The 24,208-nt window shown below is 59.8% G+C and carries 17 protein-coding genes; 12 read left to right on the top strand and 5 right to left on the bottom strand.

The genetic code is table 11. The features are described from left to right. Nucleotides 1-74 precede the first annotated feature (74 nt). A complete protein-coding gene (locus BXY39_RS00575) occupies nt 75-1,004 on the bottom strand; it encodes a LysR family transcriptional regulator (RefSeq protein WP_121936906.1) in 930 nt (309 codons plus the stop codon). Nucleotides 1,005-1,135: 131 nt separating this feature from the next. On the opposite strand from BXY39_RS00575, the gene BXY39_RS00570 reads away from it, so the two are divergent. From BXY39_RS00570 to BXY39_RS00540, 7 genes are all read left to right on the top strand, one after another. Further along, a complete protein-coding gene (locus BXY39_RS00570) occupies nt 1,136-1,912 on the top strand; it encodes an aldo/keto reductase (protein WP_121936905.1) in 777 nt (258 codons plus the stop codon). A 33-nt stretch (nt 1,913-1,945) separates the two neighbouring features. Then, complete coding sequence (locus tag BXY39_RS00565; RefSeq protein WP_121936904.1) at nt 1,946-2,503, top strand: VOC family protein; 558 nt, start codon at nt 1,946-1,948, stop codon at nt 2,501-2,503. 205 nt (nt 2,504-2,708) lie between these two features. Continuing rightward, a complete protein-coding gene (gene thrS / locus BXY39_RS00560) occupies nt 2,709-4,703 on the top strand; it encodes a threonine--tRNA ligase (protein WP_121936903.1) in 1,995 nt (664 codons plus the stop codon). A 178-nt stretch (nt 4,704-4,881) separates the two neighbouring features. Then, nucleotides 4,882-5,370 (top strand): translation initiation factor IF-3, encoded by a 489-nt coding sequence (gene infC / locus BXY39_RS00555; protein WP_245998929.1) that lies wholly within the window; start codon nt 4,882-4,884, stop codon nt 5,368-5,370. A 143-nt stretch (nt 5,371-5,513) separates the two neighbouring features. Next, nucleotides 5,514-6,422: a LysR family transcriptional regulator gene (locus BXY39_RS00550; RefSeq protein WP_121936901.1), complete on the top strand. Its 909-nt coding sequence runs from the start codon at nt 5,514-5,516 to the stop codon at nt 6,420-6,422. A gap of 166 nt (nt 6,423-6,588) precedes the next feature. Beyond that, on the top strand, nt 6,589-7,545 hold the full coding sequence (locus BXY39_RS00545; protein ID WP_121936900.1) for a glutathione S-transferase family protein: 957 nt from the start codon (nt 6,589-6,591) through the stop codon (nt 7,543-7,545). A 50-nt stretch (nt 7,546-7,595) separates the two neighbouring features. Further along, nucleotides 7,596-8,426 (top strand): pirin family protein, encoded by an 831-nt coding sequence (locus BXY39_RS00540; RefSeq protein WP_121936899.1) that lies wholly within the window; start codon nt 7,596-7,598, stop codon nt 8,424-8,426. A 103-nt stretch (nt 8,427-8,529) separates the two neighbouring features. Here the strand turns inward: BXY39_RS00540 and BXY39_RS00535 are convergent, their stop codons facing one another. Both BXY39_RS00535 and BXY39_RS00530 read right to left on the bottom strand, forming a co-directional pair. Then, entirely contained in the window at nt 8,530-13,347 is a 4,818-nt protein-coding gene (locus BXY39_RS00535) for an NAD-glutamate dehydrogenase (RefSeq protein ID WP_121936898.1), read from the bottom strand. A gap of 179 nt (nt 13,348-13,526) precedes the next feature. Further along, complete coding sequence (locus BXY39_RS00530; RefSeq protein ID WP_121936897.1) at nt 13,527-14,720, bottom strand: PAS domain-containing protein; 1,194 nt, start codon at nt 14,718-14,720, stop codon at nt 13,527-13,529. A gap of 444 nt (nt 14,721-15,164) precedes the next feature. Between BXY39_RS00530 and BXY39_RS00525 the strand changes: the two genes are divergently transcribed. Next, a complete protein-coding gene (locus BXY39_RS00525; protein ID WP_121936896.1) occupies nt 15,165-16,949 on the top strand; it encodes an AMP-dependent synthetase/ligase in 1,785 nt (594 codons plus the stop codon). Nucleotides 16,950-16,999: 50 nt separating this feature from the next. Here the strand turns inward: BXY39_RS00525 and BXY39_RS00520 are convergent, their stop codons facing one another. Then, entirely contained in the window at nt 17,000-18,067 is a 1,068-nt protein-coding gene (locus BXY39_RS00520; RefSeq protein ID WP_121936895.1) for an alpha/beta fold hydrolase, read from the bottom strand. A gap of 110 nt (nt 18,068-18,177) precedes the next feature. Next, nucleotides 18,178-19,155, bottom strand: coding sequence for a LysR substrate-binding domain-containing protein (locus BXY39_RS00515; RefSeq protein WP_121936894.1), 978 nt, complete (start codon nt 19,153-19,155; stop codon nt 18,178-18,180). Nucleotides 19,156-19,437: 282 nt separating this feature from the next. Between BXY39_RS00515 and BXY39_RS00510 the strand changes: the two genes are divergently transcribed. From BXY39_RS00510 to BXY39_RS00495, 4 genes are all read left to right on the top strand, one after another. Beyond that, on the top strand, nt 19,438-20,823 hold the full coding sequence (locus BXY39_RS00510; protein WP_425458903.1) for an NADP-dependent isocitrate dehydrogenase: 1,386 nt from the start codon (nt 19,438-19,440) through the stop codon (nt 20,821-20,823). A 266-nt stretch (nt 20,824-21,089) separates the two neighbouring features. Continuing rightward, entirely contained in the window at nt 21,090-22,868 is a 1,779-nt protein-coding gene (locus BXY39_RS00505) for an alpha/beta hydrolase (RefSeq protein ID WP_121936893.1), read from the top strand. A gap of 91 nt (nt 22,869-22,959) precedes the next feature. Then, complete coding sequence (locus BXY39_RS00500) at nt 22,960-23,445, top strand: MarR family winged helix-turn-helix transcriptional regulator (protein ID WP_121936892.1); 486 nt, start codon at nt 22,960-22,962, stop codon at nt 23,443-23,445. Continuing rightward, nucleotides 23,442-24,200, top strand: coding sequence for an enoyl-CoA hydratase (locus BXY39_RS00495; protein WP_121936891.1), 759 nt, complete (start codon nt 23,442-23,444; stop codon nt 24,198-24,200). Before BXY39_RS00500 ends, BXY39_RS00495 begins: the two co-directional genes overlap by 4 nt. Nucleotides 24,201-24,208: the final 8 nt, after the last annotated feature.

Genomic DNA, 24,208 nt, shown 5'->3' with positions numbered 1-24,208 from the left:
AAACACTCTTCAATCAAAATCGAGCGCGAGCATAGGCGGCGCCATGCTGTGCGGCAAGAGGCACACGCAGGCGGCTAAACGCCCTCCACACCGGAAATGGCCGCAATGGTCTCTGCCATATGGCCGAGAAACAGTTTGAGCCGTCTTGTCTGACGCCGCGCGGGTAAAAAAGCGGCATTGATCATGAGGGACGGCGCCCGCCAGTCCGGCAGAACATCCACAAGCACGCCGCTGTCCAGGTCCCTTTGCACAAGCCAGCGCGGCATGACGGCGTAACCAATACCAAGGCGCGCGGCCTTGCGGCCCGCGAAAATATTGTTGGTGGTCAGAGCGATCTGGCCAGCGACGGTAACCTGCTTTCGCTTTTTGCCGGCCCTCTTTTTTCTGATCAGGGGAATACTGCCGGCCTCAAACGGCTCCAGCGCCGCGCAGGGAATATCGTCAAGATCGGCGGGTGTTTCCACATGGCGCCCGTTGAGCAGACCGGGAGCGGCGACAATAAGGCGTTCGACCCGCCCAAGAGGCCGTACCACGAGACTGTCATCCGGGACGGAACCGATTTTGACCCACAGGTCACACCCCGTTTCGGCAAAGCGGATGGCACCGTCCTGCAGTATCCAGCCAATGGCAACACCGGGGTGTGCCTTTTGGAACTGCAAGGCAGCCTCCGCCAGATGCAACTGACCGAGAGCGACGGGTGCGACCACCTTCAACCGTCCCTGTATGGCGCTGTCCTCATCCGCGTAACGCTCGACAAGGGCGTCCCATCCCTCCGTCAGGATCCGCGCCTCGGCCAGACAGTCCCGCCCGGCCTCCGTCAGGGACAGGCTGTGGGTCGTGCGTTGAATGAGCTGAACGCCGAGACGGCGTTCGAGATCGGCCAGCTGACGACTGGCCGATGCCTGCGACAGGCCCAGGTCTCGCGCCGCCGCACTGATGGAGCCCCGTTCGGCAATACGGGCAAAAGTCGCGAGAAGGGTCAGCCGGTCGAGCGATTTACTCATACGTAATACGTATAACTATTACTTTTATAAATCGTCTACAGAAAAGCCATGCAGTCCGTCATCTTCTCTCTCGTAAACGACACATGCCCAAGGCGACAGGCCGGGCGCAAATGCAAACAGGAGACAATGGCATGCAATCCTCCCCTTCCAGAACCTACCGGCTCGGCGGTAACATGACGGTCAACCGCCTTGGCTACGGCGCCATGCGCCTGACAGGACAACCCGGCAATTTCGGCGCCTATTCCGACTGGCAGGGCGGGATTGACCTCCTGCGTACAGCGGCCGATTTGGGCGTCGATTTTTTTGACAGCGCCTGGGCCTACGGCCCGGAGACAGCCGACAGAATCGTTGGCGAGGCACTGGAGGGCCGCGCTGTCACCATCGCCACAAAAGGCGGTGTCGACAAACCCGCGCCGGGCAACATTGTCGTCGATGGGTCGCGGGACACGCTGCTCAGACAGATCGACAAGACGCTTATCAATCTACGGCGTGACCGGATCGACCTGTTTCAGTTGCACCGCGTCGATCCCGAGACACCCATTGAAGTCTCCGTCGCCGCCCTGGCGGAGGCACAGGCCGACGGCCGCATTCGCCACATCGGCCTGTCCAACGTCAGCCGTGCGCATCTGGACCGGGCCCTGGCCATAGCCCTGATCGCCAGTGTGCAAAACCGCTTCAACATGGCCGAAACGGGGAATGACACGCTTGTGGACTATACGGCGGAAAAGGACATCGCCTTCATCCCTTACGGTCCGCTCGGCGCAAATCCGATGCAAAAAGGCGCGAAACTGGAGCCGGGTGCGGCGCTGGCCTGGCTGCTGCAACGTTCGCCCAGTATCATCGTTATCCCCGGCACCACATCGCCGGCCCATCTGGCGGAAAATATCAATGCCTGGGACCTGCTGTAAGCCACAGCCAAAAGCCAGTCTTGGAGATCTGGAATGATATCTTTATCGAAGACAATCACACTTGGAATATCACTGATGCTTTGGCTCGTCACCAGCGCCACAGCGACAGGCGAAAGCTCAATGCGGCCGGATCCTTTGGCGCAAATTCGCGCTGAACATGTCATGATCTCAACAGGCGATTATGAGGGCACCCTGGCTTGGTACGAGGAGATACTGGGCTTTCGCGTGATTCACGAGTGGACCGTGCCGGACTTTGCCGATACCCGCCTGGCCTATATGGCGTTAAACGGCTTTGTCATTGAAGTGGTCGGCACACCCAAAGCGTTTCAGGAACGTCAAACGCCACCTGATCTGGGCACAGCCCTATCCGATAGGGGTTTCGGTCATCTGGCTTTTCTGGCTGCTGATGTGGATGCGGTGGCAACGGAACTTGAGCGGCGCGGCGTGGTACTTTTGGTGCCGCCCACCAGCTTCCCCGCATCCGGGCGGCGGCTTATTTTCATTCGCGACAATAATGGCAACATGATCGAATTTCTCACGCCCTTATCAGCCTATGACACCGTCGATCGGCACGTGAAAAGCACGCCCTAATGTCGCTTCGCATAAACAAACCGATACGGGCCAGATCAACCGGGCGGTCCCAGCGCAACAGGACCGCCCGAAATTTTAAGGGCCTTGCGGGCTAAATGCCGGCTCTGCCTTGACTCTGTCCCCAGCCCCCATTACCTGCGCTTATCTGTATGCACGACAATTGTGATTCAGGCCGTTGTGAACACCCATTAGGACCCATGAACCGATGAACGATCCCGCACCCGTAAAAAAACCCGTCAGTCTCACCCTGCCCGACGGCAGCGTGCGCACGTTTGACGGTCCGGTGACGGGGCTGCGGCTGGCCGGGGATATCGGCCCCGGTCTGGTCAAGGCGGCGCTGGCCATCTATGTGAACGGCGCCCTGTGGGACCTGAAGCGTGAAATCGATTTCGACGCCGATGTGGCGATCATGACGTCCAAGGATGAAGGCGCGCTGGACCTGCTGCGCCATGACGCCGCCCACGTGCTGGCCGAGGCGGTACAGGAGCTGTTCCCCGGCACGCAGGTCACCATCGGCCCCAATATCGAAGATGGCTTCTATTACGACTTCGCCCGCGACGAGCCCTTTACCGAGGATGACCTTGCCGTGATCGAAGCCCGCATGCATGAAATTGTCGAGCGGGACGAAGCCATCACCCGCGAGGTGTGGGACCGGAACGAGGCCATCGACCATTTCAAGTCCATCGGCGAGATATACAAGGCCGAGATTATCGCCGACCTGCCGGAGGGTGAACCGATCACCGTTTACCGGCAGGGGGACTGGAAGGATCTGTGCCGTGGCCCGCACCTGCCGTCCACCGGCAAGCTGGGCACGGCCTTCAAGCTGATGAAGGTGGCCGGTGCCTATTGGCGGGGCGACGCACGCAACGAAATGCTGACCCGCATTTACGGCACCGCCTGGCGTGACAGGAAGGAACTGAAAGCCTATCTCCACCGGCTGGAAGAGGCCGCCAAGCGCGACCACCGCAAGCTGGGCCGCGAGATGGACCTGTTCCACCTTCAGGAAGAGGCACAGGGTTCCGTCTTCTGGCACCCGAACGGCTACACCGTCTGGCTGGCACTGGAAAATTATATCCGCATGCGTCTGGCAGGCGCCGGCTACCGCGAGGTGAAGACCCCGCAATTGCTGGACAGCAAATTCTGGGAACAGTCGGGCCACTGGTCCAAGTTCCGCGAAAACATGTTCGTCGTGCCGGACGAAGTGCCGTCCACGGACGAGGACGCCCCCGTTCTGTCGGGCGACAGCCGGCTCATGGCGTTGAAACCGATGAACTGCCCGGCGCATGTGCAGATTTTCAAACAGGGCATCAAAAGCTACCGCGACCTGCCGCTCAGGCTTGCCGAATTCGGCTGCTGCCACCGGAATGAGGCGCATGGTGCACTGCACGGTCTGATGCGCGTACGGCAGATGACGCAGGATGATGCGCATATCTTCTGCCGCGAGGATCAGGTGACGAGCGAAAGCGTCGCTTTCTGTCAGCTGCTGATCAGCGTTTACAAGGATCTGGGCTTTGACGACGTACAGGTCAAGCTTGCCACCAGACCGGATGTCCGGGCCGGCGAGGACGCCGTATGGGACAAGGCGGAAAAGGGCCTTGAGGATGCGCTGGTCGCCGCCGGGCTTGAGTATGAAGTCACCCCCGGCGAAGGCGCGTTTTACGGACCGAAGCTTGAGTTTCACCTGTCCGATGCGATCGGGCGTACATGGCAGTGCGGCACCCTGCAACTGGATTTCGTGCTGCCGGAACGGCTTGATGCCAGCTATATCGCCGAGGATGGTGAACGGCACCGGCCTGTCATGCTGCACCGCGCGATCCTCGGCACGCTGGAGCGCTTTATCGGTATTATGATCGAGCATTATGCCGGGCGATTGCCGCTGTGGCTCGCGCCGACGCAGGCCGTGGTGACGACCATCACCTCCGATGCGGATGCCTATGCCGAACAGGTCTGCGCGCAGGCCAAGACCGCCGGACTGAGGGTGAAGCTCGACGTGCGCAATGAAAAGATCAACTACAAGGTCCGCGAACACAGCCATGCCAAGGTCCCCGCGATCCTCGTGGTCGGCAAACGCGAGGCCGAGGAAGGCCGTGTCAGCGTGCGGCGGCTTGGCACGAAGGATCAGACGGTTATGCCGCTGGAAGATGCCATCGCCGCGCTGGTGGACGAGGCCCGCGTGCCGTCGTCGACGCCCGCTGCATGAAAACGCGGCCTCAGGCTGACTCGCCAAACGGCTGTGAAACGGCTATATTGATAGTTATGTAACAAGGCCGGGCGGTCGCGCCCGGCCGGTTTGCAACTGAAAAACGGAAACCGAAGTAAGGAGACTGACCATACGTAGAGGACGCTTTGCCGGGCCCCCCACAATTGAAGGCCCGCGTGTGAATGACCGGATCCGGGTACCCCAGATCCGCCTGATTGGAGCCGAAGGCGAAAACCATGGTGTCGTGACCGTGGAAAAGGGCATGGAGCTGGCGCGTCAAGCCGGACTCGACCTTGTCGAGATATCGCCCAACGCCGAACCGCCCGTCTGTAAAATCCTCGACTATGGCAAGTTCAAGTACGAGCAGCAGAAAAAGGCGAACGCCGCCCGCAAGAAGCAGAAGACCCAGGACGTCAAGGAAATCAAGATGCGTCCCGGCATCGATGTCCACGACTACAATGTGAAGATGAAGAAGATTCATCAGTTCATCGACGAAGGGGACAAGGTGAAAATCACCATCCGTTTCCGGGGCCGGGAAATGGCGCACCAGGATCTGGGTGCCGATGTGCTCAGTCGCGTTGTCGCGGATGTGGAGGAAACCGCCAAGATCGAAGCCCGGCCCAAGATGGAAGGCCGGCAGATGATCATGGTCGTGGCACCGAAATAAGCGCCAAATCCGCACGCTCGATCAAACAGGCCCTCCGCTGCAAGACCGCAGCGGAGGGCTTTTAATATCCGGAAAAGCATTGCGCTGGGGACACCAGAATCGCATTTTGCGGGGGCTGGCATTGTATTCTGGAGGAAGCGCCGATGGATCTGATCGCTCTGGAAACCTATTGCCGCGCCGTTGAAGCCGGCAACCTGACACGTGCGGCGCAGATGCTGCATGTGACGAAATCCGTCGTATCCCGGCGTCTTGCCGCATTGGAGGAGGATCTGGAAGTCCGGCTTCTCACCCGCACGACCCGTGGTGTGACACCGACCGACGAAGGCCAGCAGTTTTACGAACGGGCCGTCCGTATTCTGGACGATGTGGAAGATGCACGGCAAAGTCTGAACACTGCGGACGGTCCGCTTGTGGGACGGTTACGGCTTACGGCGCCACAATCCTTCACCGACCTGTGCCTGGGTGAAGCGCTCTGCCGTTTCATGGACGAAAACCCAAAGCTGAAAATGGATATCGACCTCAAGGATGAACGGGTCGATATTGTCGGCGCAGGCTATGATGTTGGCCTGCGTATCGCGACAGAACTTCACGATACCAGCCTGATCGCCCGCAAGATTGCGCCCATCTCCTTCGTGACCGTCGCCAGTCCCGCTTATTTGAAACAACACGGCGTGCCGGTGACACCGCAGGATTTCGCAACGAACCACAGGGCGGTCTTCTATGCCAACAAGACGGTGCAAAACGAATGGAGTTTCATGGTGGCCGGCCGTGAGGAAACGGTTCGCCCCGACGGCTTTCTGGTCACAAACTCCGGCAAACTTCAGGCAAGTGCGGCTATCAACGGGCTGGGCGTGGCCCGCCTGCCACGGTTTTTTGTTGCCGACGCTCTGACGGATGGCCGGTTAACCGAAATTCTGAGTGACAGCAGACCCGGTGACGGCGCACTTTACGCCATGTTCCCGGAACGGCGGCATTTGCCCGCCAAGGTCCGCAGGCTGATCGATTTCCTGATCAACTGGTTTGCCGACCCATCCCACCGGCAAGGTCTCTGACAGCCCTGATATGAAAAGCCTTTGAGCTTGGGCTTGCGGTCGTTGCGGGGAACGCAACACACCCTTGGTTTCCCGGTGTCTAGCTGCACATGGCACGCCACCCTATCTTCTCCGACAGACCGGCGGCACCGGCAGATGCCCGCCAACAGACACAAAGGAGAAGGATATGGGACTTCTGGTCGATGGCACCTGGCGCGACGAATGGTACGACACGGCCTCCACCGGTGGCCGTTTCGTGCGCAGGGACTCGCAATTTCGCCATCAGCTTGGCGAAGAGGGCTTCGAGGCGGCACCGGGGCGATACCATCTGTATGTGTCCTATGCCTGCCCATGGGCGCACCGCACACTGATCGTGCGCGCGTTGAAGGGTCTGGAAGACATGATCGGTGTGTCCGCCGTCAGCCCCATTATGCTGGAACATGGCTGGACCTACGATACCGGCGAGGGCAGCACCGGAGACACTGTCAACGGCACACGGTATCATCACGAACTGTATACCCGCGCCAAACCGGACTATTCGGGCCGGGTGACGGTGCCCGTGCTTTGGGACACGAAGACGAACACCATCGTCAACAATGAATCGTCCGATATCATTCGCATGTTCAACACAGCCTTCGATTCCTTTGGCGCCAGGGCGGGAAATTTCTATCCCGAAGACCTGCGGCAAGAAATCGATACCGTGAACGAGCGGGTTTACGACACCGTCAACAACGGCGTCTACAAGGCCGGCTTCGCGACCACGCAGGCCGCTTACGAGGAAGCGCTCGGCCCGCTCTTCGATACGCTGGACTGGCTGGAAGAGCGGCTGTCAACGCAGCGCTTTCTGGTCGGCACACAACTGACGGAGGCGGACATCCGCCTGTTCACGACGCTGGTGCGGTTTGATCCGGTCTATCACGGTCATTTCAAGACCAATCTGCGCCGCGTGGAGGACTATCCCAGTCTCTGGGCCTATACGCGGGACATTTATCAGACGCCCGGCATCGCCCGGACCGTCAACATGGATCATATCAAACGGCACTATTATGCGAGCCACCGCACCATCAACCCCACCGGGATTGTACCGATGGGCACCGGTGGCGACCTGACCCTCCCGCATGGCCGGGACGGGATGACGGCCTGAAACGGGCCGGCACGTATCGCCCGACGGGCGACAGGATAAGGAGAGTAACCATGAGCAATCGCAGTATTGAAAAACTGGTGCGGGCGCAAAGGCAAAGCGAGGGTGTCGGTGCCACGGTACACCGTACCATCGGACGACAGGACCTGTCGGTTGTGGACCCGTTTCTGCTGCTGGACGAGTTTGAGCTGAAACCGGGCACCGGCGCCGGCTTTCCCGAGCATCCGCACCGTGGCTTTGAGACGGTAACATATATGTTCTCGGGCCGGATCGGTCATAAGGACACGTCGGGCAATGCCGGCGTGATCGGACCCGGCGGTGTGCAGTGGATGACGGCGGGCCGTGGGCTGGTCCATTCCGAAATGCCGGTCGAGGACGGCTCACTCGTGCACGGTATGCAGCTTTGGGTCAATCTGCCGGCAAAGGACAAGATGAAAACGCCGCGCTATCAGGACATCACGGCCACCGACATTCCCGTCATTGCCGGAGACGGCTATTCAGCCCGGCTGATCGCCGGCGACCTGGCCGGCAAAACCGGACCGGTCCGCGATATTGCGGTGCGGCCGCTTTATGCCGACATAACACTCGCAGGCGGCACGGCCATCCTGCCGGTGCAACCGGGCCACACCGTTTTCCTCTACGGCATTGCAGGCAAGGCGGAGATAAAGGGCCAAACCTTCGGCCCGCGCATGCTTGCCATCCTCGGCGATGGCGACACCCTGCGCGTGACCGGGGAAAAGGACACCCGCTTTATCCTGGCCGCAGGCGCACCAACGCGGGAACCGGTGGCGCGCTACGGACCTTTCGTCATGAACACGCGGGAAGAAATTCTTGCCACCATTGACGACTGGAATGCCGGCCGTTTCCTAAACCCGGCCGCCTGATCACAGGGAGTATGGGCGCCCCGTCTTGCAATGACGGAACGCCGGGCACGTCAACGGTTGAACCGTTTTTCGCAAAGGCGGCAAAAGCCGCCTTTGCGCGACATTACCGCAGAATGGACCGCAGACGCCGGTTGGCAAAGCTGAGTTTGGGCGGTGTCAGGGACCCGGAGGCCGTCAGGTCGTCGATCAGACGCTTTGCCCGGATGACACGGGTCTTTTCCTTCTTGGCCCAGGCCTTGACCGCCTTGCTGACATCGGTGTCCTTACCAGCGGCGGTGCAAACCGCCTCGACAAGGATACGCTGCTGATCTTCCAGGTCCTCCAGGTCGGCGCGGATCGACAGTCGGTCCCAGTGGTCATCCAGTATAATGCGATCGGCGCGCTGGCGCAGCCAGTCGAAGCCGAGCAGATCGGCGAGTGCGAAATGTACCGTCGCCACATCGCCCACCGACCGGCCGGTTTTTTCCGCGACGACAATAATGTCGGAGGCCGAGCGGAACAACTCCAGCCCGGCGACATAGGTGGCCAGATCATGGGGCACGCCGGTTGTCTTATAGATTTCCCGGCGTTCTTCAAAAGCCTCGCGGGCCGGGTCGCTTAATACCTTGACATCAATATCGAACAGGGCCCGTACCGCCAGCCGGTATCGTTCCACCAGTGCGGAAATATCCAGGGGGCGCGGCAGACTGCGCAGCATCCAGCGCACCTGCGCTTTCAGCGATTCCGACAGCGACCGGTGCATGTCGTGCTGGATGGCCGACGGCACGTCATAATCCAGGGCATTGATCGCCTCCCAGCGGGGTGTCATCTCGAACGCTTCGCGCACGGTGACGAAGGCCGCGACAATATCTTCGACACCCAGGCCGGTTTCTTCGCGAATCTCGTAGACAAAGCTCAGCCCGCCCCAGTTGATCACCGCATTGGCAAGGACGGTGGCAATGATCTCGCGGCGCAGCCGGTGGTCGGCAATCTCGTCCGGGAAACGCTCGCGCAGAACGGATGGGAACCCCCATTCAAGCTCCGGCCGCAGAACCGGATTATCAATCAGCTTGCTGCGGGTCAGAACGCTGGTCAGGGACATTTTGGCGTAGGCCAGCAAAGTGGACAGCTCCGGCCGGCTGAGCCCGGCGTCGCCGGCAGCCAGTTCGGCAAAGCCTTCGTCGCTTGGCAGAACTTCGATCTCACGGTCGAGATCGCTGTCCCGTTCCAGGGCCCGGATCAGGCCGAGATGATATTCCCGTTCCGAAACGGCACCGTCTTGGGCAAGCGATATGGCTTGGGTCTGCAAATAATTATCGCTCAGAACGATGTCGGAGACTTCGTCGGTCATCTCTTCAAGGAGGACGTCCCGCTCGTCGCGCGTAAGCTTGCCGCGGTTTTCCGCCAGCGACAGCAGGATCTTGATGTTCACTTCCTTGTCCGAGCAATCGACGCCCGCGGAATTGTCGATAAAGTCGGTATTGACGCGGCCGCCCCGGCGGGCAAAAGCGATACGGGCACGTTGTGTCATGCCCAGATTGCCGCCTTCGCCGACAGCCTTGACCTGCAGTTCATCGGCCGTGATCCGCAACGCATCATTGGCCCGGTCACCGACCTGGGCATTGCTTTCCTCTTCCGCCCGGACATAGGTGCCGATCCCGCCGAACCACAAAAGGTCGGCCTTCGCCTTCAAAATGGCGTGGACCAGGGCCGACGGAGTCAATTGTGCGTCTTCCACATGCAACCAGGCCCGTATTTCCGGGCTAAGCGCTATGAACTTGTCCGTACGGGAAAAGACGCCCCCGCCTTTTGAAATAAGGGCCGCGTCATAGTCCTGCCAGGTCGATCCCGGCGTCTCGAACAAACGCTTGCGCTCATCCCATTGGGCCGCCGCATTCTGCGGGTCGGGATCGATGAAAATATGCACATGGTTGAAGGCCGCCTTCAGGCGAATCGTCTTGGACAGCAGCATGCCGTTGCCGAAGACGTCTCCGGACATGTCGCCGACACCGATCACATCGATGGGATCATTCTGTACATTGCCGCCCATTTCGCGGAAATGGCGCTGCACCGACACCCATGCCCCGCGCGCGGTGATACCCATTTTCTTGTGGTCATATCCCTTCGATCCGCCCGAGGCGAAAGCATCGTCCAGCCAGAAACCGGCCTTCTGGCTCAACGCATTGGCGGTATCGGAAAAAGTCGCCGTTCCCTTGTCGGCGGCAACCACGAGATAAGGATCATCGCCGTCCCGCCGCACCACATTCAGCGGGGGTTTCACCTTGTCCTGTTTCAGATTGTCCGTCAGGGACAAGAGACTGGCGATGAAGGTTTTGTATGCGGCAACGCCTTCATCCTGAAATGCCTTGCGTTTCGAGGGCGACGGAAGGCGTTTGGCGAAAAAGCCGCCCTTGGCCCCTTGCGGCACGATGACGGCGTTCTTGACCTGCTGCGCCTTGACCAGGCCGAGAATTTCAGTGCGAAAATCTTCACGGCGATCGGACCATCGCAGGCCCCCGCGGGCAATCGGCCCGCCACGCAGATGGACCCCCTCCACGCGCGGGCTGTAGACCCAGATCTCGGCATAGGGGCGGGGCAGAGGCGCCTCTTCGACATCGCGCGAACGGATCTTGAAGGCCAGCGCATGGGGCTTTTTACCTTCAACCACGCCCGTCTGATAGAAATTGGTGCGCAATGTGGCGCGGATGGCGTTCAGATATCCGCGCAGAATCCGGTCTTCATCCAGGCTGCTGACGGCCTCGAGCGAAACACGGATATCCGCCGCCAGGGCTTCGGCGCGGTCCTCGTCCACGCTGTCCGGATCGAACTGGGCCTGAAACAGATCCCACAATTTCATCGCGAAATCGGGATGGGCACCAAGGCACCGCGCCATATAGGTCGGCGTATACCCAAGACCGAGTTGCCGCAGATATTTGCCATAGGCCCGGAAAACCAGGATACGGTCCCACGGAATCGACGCGAGTGTCGTCAGCTCGTTGAAGCGGTCATTTTCGATGACACCGCTCATCACCCGCAGGAACAGGGCTTCGACAAGGGGTTTCAGTTCGTCCAGCGACAAACTGCACACCCGCGCGCATTCCAGCATGAAATCATGGATATGACCCTGACCACTGCCGACCATCTGGTAGGAATGCTGAACGAGGGCCCGAAAACCCATATTTTCCAGGATCGGCATGCAGGCGGACAGTGGCACCATGCGCTGGCCGTGATGCAGTTTCAGACGATAGCGGCCGTCCCCGTCGTCCAGATGACGGTAGAAATCAACGCCGACCTCATCCTTGCCGCTGATGGTTTCCAGCTTGTCAATGTCATAGGCCGCCTGTTTGGGCGAAAACGCCTCCCGATAGGCGATGCTGAAACGGTCCTTGTAGATATGGAACAGCTTGTTGCCGCGTTCCTCGCCGCCACGCTCCGTCAGGGCCAGTTGCAGACGGTCATTCCAACCCTGGGCCGCTTCCGCGATCTGGGCGTTGACGTCCTTTTCATCCACTGACGGGACCGCGCCGGGTTTCGTGCGGATAATGAAATGCCAGCGCGCCAGGCTGGCATCGCTGAGCATCGCATAATACACCGACACTTCGCCGTTGAAGGCATTGCACAATATCTGTTCGACACGCGCCCTGAGACCGGTGTGATAGTTTTCACGTGGAACATAAACCAGGGCGGAGACAAAACGCTCAAATTCGTCCCGGCGGACGAATGCACGCGGGCGGGGCCGTTCGATCAGCTGTAGAATACCCATGGCGGTTTCATACAGAAGCGCCTCGGATATCTGGAAAAGCTCGTCCCTCGGGAAGGTTTCAAGCACATGGCTCAGGGCCTTGCCGGCGTGGCTCCGCTTTTCGAACAGGGCGCGTTCCTGTATCCGGGCCACCTTGTGGCGCAGGAGCGGCACATCATGGGCGAACTGGCTGTAAGCCAGCGATGTGAAGAGACCGACAAAACGGCGCTCGCCCACGGCAACGCCGTTTTCGTCGAAGATCTTAACGCCCACATAATCCATGTGCGACACACGGTGCACGGAGGATTTCACATTGGCCTTTGTGATGATCAGGGGTTCGGGCTGCGTCAGAAAATGACGGATTTCCCGGCTCATCGGCGTCAGGCCATCCTTGTCACGCAGGACATAGCGTTCAGTGTCACGCAGAATGCCGAGGCCGGAGCGTTCGACACGGCCGAAATCGAAATTTTCCGCAGCCACGTCAAACCGGTATTCGCGAAAGCCCAGAAACGTGAAATGATCGTCGCCCAGCCAGCGCAGAAAACGGATCGTTTCATCCACCTCGTTCTGATCGACGGGCGGCGGATTGACAGTCAGCGATGCGACCGTTTCGTCGATCTTGGCCAGCATCGCCTTCCAGTCCTTGACCACCGCGCTGACATCCGAGAGAACACTGAGAAGCGTCTGCCGGATATGGTCCAGCATTTCCTCGTCGGACTGAGGATCGATCTCGATATAGATGTAGGATTCACGCAGGGACAACGCTTCATCGGTTTCTTCCGGCAACCGCCGGCCGTCGGCATCCCGCACCACGGGCAGAATGGGATGGTGCATCATGTGCAGCCGCTGACGCAATGTCAGGGACAGCGCACCGGTCAGAGAATCCACGAGAAACGGCATGTCGTTATTGACGATCATCAGGATCGTGTTACGGCTGGACCATCCTTCCTCCTGGCCGCGCGGATTGAGGATGGTCAGGGACGGCGTGCCGACAACGCGTTCAGCGGCAGCGCGCCACATGGCCGCAGCGATGGAAAACAGGGTTTCCACGGGCTGATCCAGAAGATCGTCGGGACTTTGCGGCGGATAAAAACAGTCCAGAAACGTCAGAAAACTTTCCAGTTCCTCGCCGGCGAACCGTTCATGGGCCACACGGCCAAGGTCGGCCATGATGCGTTTGTGATCCTCGTCTCGGGTCACTTGTATGTCCTCCGCTCCCGCCGGGCTCCTGTGCGGGCCGGCCCTTAACACCCTGAAGATATTGGGGCTGTCTTGTCAAACACCACACCCGCTTGCAAGCGTAATCGCTTTCAAATCTGCATTTGCCCGGTTGCCGCCGCGCAGATGCCGCATTTACCGCATTCAGTCCGGCTGTATCTTCAGGAGGTCTTGTCGTTTTGGCGCCCGGCGATGCGGCGGATCACGGCATCGACCGTGCCGTCGGCCACCTCCGCGGCAGCCACGGCCTCGGTGCCGCCTCCGGCTTTGCGGCGCACCAGAACAAGGCCGAATTCACCGGATATATCCATGTTTTTCAGTTTTCTGGCCGGCATCTGGCGCAAATGGCGGCGAGCCGCCGCCTGACGGCGGGCCGCCGGACTGCCGCTTTCACCGCGCTTGGCTTCCCGTTCCGCCTTGACGCATCCCTTGATGCCGCCGGGCTGTTCACGCAGAAAAGCGGCCAGACCGTCACTCGCGACATCGAAACGGCGGGCATAGGCAATGGCCGCTGCATATTCGGTCAGGCGTGTCTTGTCGTATTCCTTGCCAAAAACCAGCTTCAAGGCCGGGGTGAAGGGTGCGCGGGCCTGGCGTTTCAGGTTCGCATCCCGCAACAGGGTACGATAGGCAGCGGCATCCACCTCGCCCATTTCATGAAGGGCGAGCGCGGCGGCCAGGGTGTCATACAACTGTTCACGGGCATCGAGACCGGGATGCGCCAATGTTCCGGCGGCGGCACGGGCCGTGTCCATCAGGGCATGGAGATTTTCGCTATCACCGTCATCGGTTTGCCGCACTTCCGCAGGCGCAATGGCGTCTTCGGCATCATGGCCCGACGCGGCCGCGTCCTCCTCGGGGATATCCATGAGATCGTCGCCGTCCAGGGGCATCTTGCCGGCGACGATCAGGGTGAAAGTCGGGGCCCCGCCCGGCGCCGACAGCGGCAGCAGGACACCGCGGCTGGCCAGATCCACCTCGACATACTCGAACTCGGCAGCCTTGATGTCGCCGCGCATGGTCTGCAACTCGGCCAGCAAGGCCCGGGAAAAACCGGTGACATCGCCGGCACCGAGAACATCGCCGGCAACCAGGTCCGGTCCGGCGATCCGCGCGATATCGCTGCCGATGAAACGGATGAGAACCGTGCCATCCACCTGGCGCTCAAGCAGCAGGGATGCGGCCTTGAAAGGGGCCAGTCCCGCAGGGCTTAAATCGCTGAACGCCGGCAACAGGCGATCCCCGCACAGGGATCGCCAATAATCAAAGGCGCGCAGATGCAGCCGCCGCTCAAGATCGGGGGGGCCGTCTTCTCCATCCGGGAGGGCGTTCTGTGTCAGTGTACCTTCGCTCATATCCGTCTGTATCGCGGGCCGGTCAAATCGGCGACCGGTGTGTAAATGCTTTTGAATACTGAATATCTTTTTGCATATGTCATTCCGGCCCTGCCCGTGCAAGCTTAAAGTCTTCTCGGCACGACTTTACAGTCGGCATGGTGATTTTATGCAACGACCCGGAAGGCACACGATATCCCCAAACCCGGCATCACAGGCCGATTTGGGGTAAACAGGGGGTCGTCCATGGTATATGGCATGCTTGCCCTGCCGGAATGAATGCGGCAAATAGGGCGCATACAGGCTTGGCCGGCCGGTGTTGCATGCGGCCCCGCAACGGTGCGGGGCACATGAGTTCGCGGCCACGACGGCGACCCGCCTTCACGCGGACGCGCCGGGCCGGTCTTCGAGGGCTTTGCTCCAAAGGCCGTGTATGACTATTTCTCAGGGAGGGGGGAGACAAGAATGGCAGCCAGACGCTGGAACAGCCTGACCGAGATGTTTTTCGAGCAGGCCGCGCAATTGGGCGACCGCCCCCTTACATTCACCAAAAAAGACGGACAGTGGCAGTCGCTGAGCTGGACTGAAATCGCCGACCGTGTCGCCCGGCTCGCCGCCGCGCTGAGCGCACTGGGTGTGGAACAGGGGGACCGGGTGGTCCTTGTCAGCGAAAACCGCCCCGAGTGGCTGATCGCCGACATGGCGATCATGGCGCTGGGCGCCATTTCCGTGCCGACCTATATCACCTACACAGTACCGGACTATCTGCATATTCTGGAAAACAGTGGCGCCAAGGCCGCGATTATTTCAAGCAGACCGCTGGCCCGCACGTTTCTGAAAGCGGCCCATCAGGCCGACGATCTCATCCATGCCATCACCATGGAAGAAGCCGGTGTCGAGCAGAGCCTGAATGTGGAGCTGCACGGCTGGCAACAGTGCCTGGACAGCGCGACACCGGACCTTGCCGCCCTGAAAGAACGCGCCGCCGGCGTCAAGCGCGAAGACATCGCCTGCCTGATCTATACCAGCGGCACCGGCGGGGCCCCGAAAGGCGTTCAGATCCATCACGGCGCCATCCTGCATAATTGCGAGGGCGCACGGAAAGTCGTCGAGCCGCTTGGACTTGAAGACAACGCTTTTCTCTCTTTCCTGCCGTTGAGCCACGCCTATGAGCACACGGCGGGCCAGTTTCTGCCGATCATATTGGGGGCGGAAATCTGGTACGCCGAAGGGATAGAGAAACTGGCCGTCAACATGACGGAGGCCAAACCCACCATCATGGTCGTGGTCCCCCGTCTTTTCGAGATGCTGCGTACACGCCTGACACGACAGATCGAAAAGGAAGGCGGCCTGAAACAGAAACTGTTCGCCCGCTGTCTCGACCTGGGCACACGCAACCTGACCGATCCCGGCAGTCTCGGACTGATCGACAGACTGTTAAACGCGTTTCTGGACAGAACGGTCCGCCGTCAGGTTCAGAAAAAATTCGGCGGCCGTCTGAGGGCGCTTGTCTCCGGCGGGGCACCGCTGGCCCCCGATGTCGGCTATTTCTTTGCCGCCCTGGGACTGCCGCTTCTGCAGGGCTACGGACAAACGGAATCAGGGCCCGTCATTTCCGTCAATCCGCCGCACGCACCGCGTATGCATACGGTCGGTCAGCTCCTAGCCGAGACGGAAGTCAAAATTGCCGATGACGGCGAAATCCTTGTGCGCGGCGAACTGGTGATGCCGGGATACTGGCGTGACGAATCCGCCACCGCCCGCACCATCATGGACGGCTGGCTTCACACCGGCGACATCGGCCGCCTGGACGAAGACGGATATCTGGAAATCACCGACCGCAAGAAAGACATCATCGTCAACGACAAGGGCGACAATGTCTCCCCGCAAAGGATCGAAGGCCTGCTCGCACTGGAAGACGAGATTGCCCAGGCCATGGTTTACGGTGACCGCAAACCGCATCTGGTCGGCCTGATCGTACCGGATGCCGAATGGCTGGCCGGGTGGGTCAAGGCACACGGCAAAAACGGCGATCTGGCCGATCTCAAGACGGACCCGGATCTGCACAAGGCTCTCGACACCGCTGTCAGCCGCGTCAACAAACGCTTGTCCAACCTGGAAAAAATCCGGCGCTTCACCATCGCCGATGAAGCCTTCTCCATCGAAAACCGGCAGATGACGCCCACACTGAAAGTGCGGCGCCATGTGGTGAACGAAACCTACCGCGACAGTCTGGAAGGGCTTTACTGAAACGGATCGCTTTGTCTCCTGCCGTTTGATCGCGGTCGGGGACAAAACGGCTAGCGTGCAGCGATGCTGCGCGCCAGCCAGTCCCCGATCAGGTCCAGTGTACCGCCGTGCATGGCGTGGTCGATATCCTGGTATTCACGCGGCGACCCGGTCTCGGCCTTCTGGAACAGATGGTTGGCTCCGATGACCAGCGTCACCTCGGCATCGTCATTGCCCGACAGGGCGGCTTTCGCCGGTTCCAGATTGATGCGGGACAGAATCTGTTGGTCCTTATCACCGAAAAGAGCCAACACCGGAAGACGCAGCCGCCCGTAAAGAGGGGCCGGGTCATAGGCGAGAAAGGCCCGCATCCAGTCGCTGTTCAGAAACGCGACCTGTCCTTCGACCCAGGCCTCGCCCTGGTCGATTTCATCGGCGATCACCTTGGCTTCCCGCTCCAACCTGTCACGGTCACTGTCCAATGCGGCCGTGATCAGACGCGTCAGATAGCCGTCATTCTCCTTGATCAGGCGATACGGGGCATTGGCCGAGCGCATGGCCGCTGCGGTCTGGCTGCGCAGGATTTCATCTCCCCTGACCGACGGCGGCGCAAGCATGACCAGAAAGGCCACATCCTTCCGGCGGTCAGCGACCATGGCGCCCAGTATTGCCCCCTCGCTATGGCCGATAAAACCTGTACAGTCCCGGCGGACCTGCGGGACGGCCGTCATACGCCTGAAAGCCGCCTCGGCATCCTCGGCGAAGGTGCGGCTTGTGGCGGTCTTGACCTCGCCGCTGGATTTGCCCACACCCCGGTCGTCATAGCGCAAGACGGCAAAGCCGCGCGTCACCAGGGCATCCGACAGCGCCTTGAAGGGTTTTTGTTCGAAAATGGTGCCATCGCGGTCCTGCAGACCCGCAGCGTTCAGCAAAATCGCGCCGCAAACAGGCTGTTCCGCCGTTGCCGTCTCGGGCAGGGACAACGTTCCCTGCAGGCGCGCACCGTCACCTGCATTGGTAAATTCGACATCCCTGTCTTCCGCTGCCGCCGGCGGTATTGACAGGACCGGAATTGATGTGGCGAGAGTGAGGAAGCAGGCTGCTGCCCACCCGGTTTTGCCCATATGCCGTCGCGTCATGAAGTTAAGGCTCCTTGTTTTTTTGGTCGCCCCGTCTTTTGTCACCCCTGCATGACAGCTTACCCCCCGTGTGGTCAGCGCGCAATCGGGACCTCGGGGTTGTGAAGTCCTTACCGGCCAATGGTATGGCTCAGCGACCTGACGACAAAATCCTTCAATTCATGGGCGGGACGGCTGATCTGCGGCGCGACCAGCAGGGCGATTTCCGTATCATGCAGATCCGGCAGATCCGAATTGGCCGCGTTCAATATGACAAAATCCGCCGGCACCATTTCCTTCGGCAGGACGGTGATGCCGAGGCCGGCACGCACAGCCGCCTGGGTGCCCGACAATGAGGCACAGGTATAGACAATACGCCAGTCCCGTTTGGCAACACCCAGCGCCTTGACGGCACGGTTCCGGTACACGCACGGTCGCGGAGACACCACAAGCGGCACGGCACTGGACTGCCTTTCCGTCAGACTGTCCGAAAAACGCTCGGCCGCGGCCCAGACCAGAGGTTCACGCCAGATCCGTGTACCGTCGGACGAAAAGCTGCCGATCGACGGGGTGGCGTACTGGGCCATATCCACACCCTTGGGCGCCGGCCCGTCCGAGGAGGCGGCGGCATCCGCCGCAGGACCCTGGTCGTGCGGGTCGCGCTTGACCAGCGCCAAGTCCAGTTCCCCGGCGGAAAAGGCATTGACCAGTTCCAGTGTGAGGGCACAGGTCACTTCAAGCGATACCTGCGGATGGCTTTCGGAAAACCGTGCCAGAACACTGGGCAAATGGGTGGTGGCAAAATCCTCGGGTGCGCCAAGGCGCACAACGCCCGACATCTCCGGCTCCTTCACACGCGCCATCATGGCATCGCTGAGATTGAGCATGCGACGGGCATCGCCGAGAATCGCCTCCCCCTCCGGCGTCAGTTCCACATGGCGCGGGCTGCGTATCAGAAGCGGTGCGCCCACCCGGTCTTCCAGACGTTTCAGTTTCAGCGAAATTGTCGACTGATTGCGCAACAGGCGTTCCGCCGCGCGGGAAAAACTGCCGCAATCCACAACGGTTACAAAGGCCCTGAGCAGGTCCAGATCGATTTCACCAGCCATGGGCTACCCCCATATTATTGAAAATTTCAATAGATTAGTTTTTAACTATCAATTTTACAAAGCCAAGCAAAATCCCATATCTATAATTGTAGGCATGGAAAAACGCGCGCTGAAGCGTGCACGAAAAACATGTCCATGCTGAAAACAGTTTTGAGAAGGGGACTTTTCGTGAATTTGCCATTGCCGAGCCATCTCGATACCAGCACAGCCAGCGCACTGACCGGCGCCAAGGACGGCACTCCGATCACCGTCAGCTTCGGCGACGGTATCGGCCCTGAAATCATGGCGGCCAGCCTGAAAATCCTGCACGCCGCCGGCGCGAAACTGCGCGTTGAAACCATTGAAATCGGCGAAAAGGTATATCTGGGCGGCAACTCGTCGGGAATTGAGCCGACGGCCTGGGACAGCCTGCGCGGCACCAAGGTGTTTTACAAGGCACCCATCACCACCCCCGAAGGCGGCGGCTACAAAAGCCTGAACGTAACCGTGCGCAAATCGCTCGGCCTTTTTGCCAATGTCCGTCCGTGCGTTTCCTATGCCCCTTATGTGGCCACGAAACATCCGGTGATGGATATCGTCATCGTACGCGAGAATGAAGAAGACCTTTATGCCGGTATTGAACACCGGCAAACGGACGAAGTGGTTCAGTGCCTGAAGCTGATCTCGCGGCCCGGCTGTGAAAAAATCGTCCGTTACGCCTTTGAATATGCGCGCGCGAACGGCCGTAAGAAAGTCACCTGCTTCGCCAAGGCCAACATCATGAAAATGACGGACGGCCTGTTCAACGAAGTCTTCGACGAGGTGGCGAAAGAGTATCCCGAGATCAAGGCGGATCATTTCATCATCGATATCGGCACCGCGCGGCTTGCCGACACGCCCGAGATTTTCGATGTGATCGTGACCAGCAATCTTTACGGCGACGTCATCTCCGATGTGGCCGCGCAAATCGCCGGGTCGGTCGGCTTTGCGCCCAGTGCCAATATCGGCCAACACTGCGCCATGTTCGAGGCCATTCACGGGTCCGCACCGACCATTGCCGGGCAGAATATCGCCAACCCGTCGGGTCTGCTGCTGGCCGGCGTCATGATGCTGACGCATATCGGCCAGGCGGATGTGGCGGAAAAAGTTCACAATGCATGGCTGAAAACCATCGAAGACGGTGTTCATACCGCCGATATTTTCGATGAGGCTTCCTCCAGCGAGCAGGTCGGCACCGATGCCTTCGCGGATGCCGTTATCGCACGGCTTGGCCAAACCCCGCAGAAACTTGCCTCCGTGCACTACGAGGCTACGGCACCCGTGGCTGTGCCGACCTACTCGCGCCCTGAACCCCTGAAAAAAGACCTCGTCGGGATCGACATCTTTACGCACTGGCGCGGCGATGCCGACAGTCTGGCGGAACAGTTGGTTCTGGACGGGGACGCCCCCTTCGACCTGGTGCTGATCACCAATCGCGGTGTCAAGGTCTGGCCCTCCGGCCTGCCGGAGACCTTCTGCACCGACCACTGGCGCTGCCGTTTCATGGCGCGCGAGGGAACCGCGCCGGGCAATAAAGATATTGTAAGCGCCCTGTCCACCCTTGCCGGGCGGGGCGTCGATTTCGTCAAGACGGAACATCTGTATGAATTTGACGGCAAGCTCGGCTATTCGCTGGGACAGGGCCAGTAAAGCCCGGCCGGATAAGGAGAATTGATACCTCTACCCCCAAGCGCTTGATTGACGCCTTCTCTGCCCAAGCGCTTGAGTGACGGTCCGTCGCACGTCAGCCCCTTCTAGCGGCGTGACCGTCAGCCCACTGCGACAGGTAACCCCTTTGTTTTGAGTACTCGGTTCCGAGTAAGGGGGTCGCCTGTCGCTTTTTTCTTTCCCCAGCCGCCGCGATGAAGAAAGCTGTGCAGGGACACTGTTCGGCCTTAACGTCCGGGGGAAAGATCATGCTGAAAAATCACTTGCTGACTGCCTGTCTTGGGCTTTTCACCATCCTGACAACTGCGGCCTGCGATACCGGCACGGCTCCCCCGTATGACGGCATTGGGCACACGCCGGAAGTCATCGTTTCCCTGGACGGAACACCGGGCGGGTCCGATGGGATATCGGGCCCGATTGACGGCCGGATGATCCTGATTTTCAGCACGGACGACAAAACGGAGCCCCGCTTTCAGGTCTCTTCCGGTGTGAAAACGACCGCACAGGTTTTCGGGATCGATGTGGCCGGTCTGGCTCCGGGCGCAGAGGTTCGTTTCAACAAGGATGTTTTCGGTTTTCCGGTGGACAGCCTGGCCCGGGTTCCGGCGGGCGAATACATGGTTCAGGCGGTGCTGCACCGGTATGAGACCTTCACCCTGAAAACCGGTCATACGGTGAAACTGCCGATGGACAGGGGCGAAGGCCAGCAATGGGCCCGCGCGCCCGGCAATCTTTACAGCAGTCCTGTTCGGCTGCGCCTTGACCCGACGTCGGGCGATGCGCTGCGCATCACCCTTGACCGTGTCATTCCCCCGATCGTGCCGCCCGAAGATACGGACTATGTCAAACATATCCGCATCCGCAGCGAACTGCTCTCGGATTTCTGGGGGCGGGACATGTATCTGGGCGCCCATGTTCTGCTGCCGCACGGATTTGACGACCACCCGGATGCGCGCTTTCCGCTGATGGTGTTTCATGGCCATTTCCCTGCCGACTTTGACGGCTTCAGGACCACGCCGCCGGACCTGGACACACCGTGCGAGTTCAGCGACCGGTTTCAGGTCGACTGCTACAACCATATTGTCGAGCAGGAGGCCTATGATTTTTACAAAACCTGGACAGGGGAGGATTTTCCGCGTTTCCTCATCATCGAAATTCAGCACGCCAATCCCTATTATGATGACAGCTATGCGGTCAATTCGGCCAATCTGGGACCCTACGGTGACGCCATCACCCATGAGCTGATCCCCCATATCGAGCGTGAATTCCGTGGCATCGGTCAGCCCTGGGCACGGTTTCTTTATGGCGGCTCCACCGGCGGCTGGGAGGCCATGGCCGCACAGGTTTTCTACCCGGACGACTATAACGGCGCCTTTGCCGCCTGCCCCGACCCGATCGACTTTCGTGCCTTCACCCTCGTCAATATTTACGAGGACGCCAACGCCTACCGTATCCGCGGGCCTTTTGGCCGCGTGGAACGTCCCGGTCACAGAAACTGGCTCGGCCAGGTCAGTCGTACGCTTAAGGATGACAATCATCTGGAACTGGTTCTGGGCACCAAAAACAGGTCAGGCGGCCAGTGGGATATCTGGGAAGCGGTTTACTCACCGCAGGGACAGGACGGATATCCGAAACGCCTGTGGGACAAAAAGACCGGCACCATCGACCCTAGTGTCGCCGCTTACTGGCGCGATCATTACGACCTCCGCCACATTCTGGAGCGGGACTGGAAAACCCTTGGCCCCAGGCTGGAAGGAAAACTGCATATCTATGTCGGCGACATGGACAATTATTATCTGAACAATGCCGTTTATCTGACAGAGGCCTTTCTAAAGACAACCGACAATCCGCCTTATGGCGGCGAGGTGGATTATGGTGACCGCGCCGAACATTGCTGGAATGGCGATCATGCCAATCCGAACCATATTTCCCGTCTGCGCTATAACAGTTTCTATGTCCCGAAAATCATGAAACGCATTGCGGAAAGCGCCCCGAAAGGCGCCGATCTGACAAGCTGGCGGTACTGATCCCGCAAAAGACAAATTGAGCGGGATATCAGGGAAACCCTTGCTTTAAGAACATGTTTCGTATACGAACTATATTCTGAAAGGGGTCAGTATGTCATCACGCCGTCTGTTTTATCTTCTTGACCGTGCCCACCGCGCCATCTTCCGTGCAGCCGATGACCGTCTGCGTGCGGAAGAAGATATCGGCGTGTCGCAACAGGCCGTACTGCTCGCCCTTAGCGAACGTGACGGCAGGCGATTGGGCGATTTATGTGACGTGCTGAGACTCAAGGCACCCGCCACCAGCGCTCTTCTGGACCGCATGGCGGCAAAGGGGCTCGTTGAACGCCGCGCCGATCCCGATGACGGACGGGCCATTGCCCTGCATCTGACGGACCGGGGCCGCGATATTCTGAAGCGCACCAACGGTTTGGTACGCGCCATGAACGACCGGCTGCTCGATCTGCTCAGTCCCGGTGAACAGGCCGTGGTCCTGAAATTCCTCGACCGTCTGGCAACGGACGGCGCCGACCTGATCCGACAGGGCGGCGACAGTCTTCCTTCTTATATGATAGCCCAAAAGCGAGAGATATTATGAGTGACACCATACTTGTCGTTCCAGACAACCATGTATTGACCCTGACACTGAACCGCCCGGACAAAAAAAATGCCCTGACCCATGCCATGTATGACCGGCTGGCATCGGAAATTGCCGCCGCACAGACAAATGACGCCATCCGCTGTGTGGTTATCACGGGCACGGGCGACATGTTTACATCCGGCAATGATCTGATGGATTTCCGCAATTCCCCACCTCTCGGCCAGGATACCCCGGTCTCGCGTTTTCTGTCCGCCATCTCCACGGCGGAAAAACCCCTGATCGCCGCCGTGAACGGTCTGGCTGTCGGTGTGGGGCTGACCATGCTGCTGCACTGCGATCTGGTGATTGCCTCGGAGACCGCCGGCTTCAAGGCGCCGTTCGTGGATCTCGCTCTGGTCCCGGAGGCCGCATCGAGTCTGTTGTTGCCCCAGCGGGTCGGTCATGCCTGGGCCAACGATATATTTTTGACGGGCCGCACGGTTACGGCGGAAGAGGCCCTGCGTCTCGGCATCGTATCCCGTATCGTGACACAGGACGCGTTGGCTGGCGAGACCGCGAGCCTGGCGGCAGCATTGTCGGCAAAGGCCCCCGCGGCCGTCAAAGCCACGAAAAGCCTGATGAAAAGCGCCAATGATCAGGTGCCGGCACGCATGGCCGAGGAAAGCGCGCTTTTCGTCCGGCAGCTTCAGTCCGCCGAATTCATGGAAGCCGTCAGCGCCTTCATGGAAAAACGGCCGCCAAAATTTGGCTGAGATAACTT

It is taken from the genome of Eilatimonas milleporae (assembly GCF_003688555.1).
In the GTDB taxonomy this organism is placed as follows: Bacteria; Pseudomonadota; Alphaproteobacteria; order Sphingomonadales; family Kordiimonadaceae; genus Eilatimonas; species Eilatimonas milleporae.
The sequence above is the reverse complement of the archived record's forward strand: the minus strand, read 5'-3'. Positions and strand labels throughout refer to the sequence as shown.

What these genes read in the sequence shown, in the direction of transcription:
- thrS (WP_121936903.1), top strand. Translation starts at nt 2,709, where the DNA reads ATGAACGATCCCGCACCCGTAAAAAAACCCGTCAGTCTCACCCTGCCC.
- BXY39_RS00570 (WP_121936905.1), top strand. Translation starts at nt 1,136, where the DNA reads ATGCAATCCTCCCCTTCCAGAACCTACCGGCTCGGCGGTAACATGACG.
- BXY39_RS00500 (WP_121936892.1), top strand. Translation starts at nt 22,960, where the DNA reads ATGTCATCACGCCGTCTGTTTTATCTTCTTGACCGTGCCCACCGCGCC.
- BXY39_RS00530 (WP_121936897.1), bottom strand. Translation starts at nt 14,720, where the DNA reads ATGAGCGAAGGTACACTGACACAGAACGCCCTCCCGGATGGAGAAGAC.
- BXY39_RS00520 (WP_121936895.1), bottom strand. Translation starts at nt 18,067, where the DNA reads ATGACGCGACGGCATATGGGCAAAACCGGGTGGGCAGCAGCCTGCTTC.
- BXY39_RS00515 (WP_121936894.1), bottom strand. Translation starts at nt 19,155, where the DNA reads ATGGCTGGTGAAATCGATCTGGACCTGCTCAGGGCCTTTGTAACCGTT.
- BXY39_RS00545 (WP_121936900.1), top strand. Translation starts at nt 6,589, where the DNA reads ATGGGACTTCTGGTCGATGGCACCTGGCGCGACGAATGGTACGACACG.
- BXY39_RS00525 (WP_121936896.1), top strand. Translation starts at nt 15,165, where the DNA reads ATGGCAGCCAGACGCTGGAACAGCCTGACCGAGATGTTTTTCGAGCAG.
- BXY39_RS00510 (WP_425458903.1), top strand. Translation starts at nt 19,438, where the DNA reads ATGGCGGCCAGCCTGAAAATCCTGCACGCCGCCGGCGCGAAACTGCGC.
- BXY39_RS00550 (WP_121936901.1), top strand. Translation starts at nt 5,514, where the DNA reads ATGGATCTGATCGCTCTGGAAACCTATTGCCGCGCCGTTGAAGCCGGC.
- BXY39_RS00540 (WP_121936899.1), top strand. Translation starts at nt 7,596, where the DNA reads ATGAGCAATCGCAGTATTGAAAAACTGGTGCGGGCGCAAAGGCAAAGC.
- BXY39_RS00575 (WP_121936906.1), bottom strand. Translation starts at nt 1,004, where the DNA reads ATGAGTAAATCGCTCGACCGGCTGACCCTTCTCGCGACTTTTGCCCGT.
- BXY39_RS00565 (WP_121936904.1), top strand. Translation starts at nt 1,946, where the DNA reads ATGATATCTTTATCGAAGACAATCACACTTGGAATATCACTGATGCTT.
- BXY39_RS00495 (WP_121936891.1), top strand. Translation starts at nt 23,442, where the DNA reads ATGAGTGACACCATACTTGTCGTTCCAGACAACCATGTATTGACCCTG.
- BXY39_RS00505 (WP_121936893.1), top strand. Translation starts at nt 21,090, where the DNA reads ATGCTGAAAAATCACTTGCTGACTGCCTGTCTTGGGCTTTTCACCATC.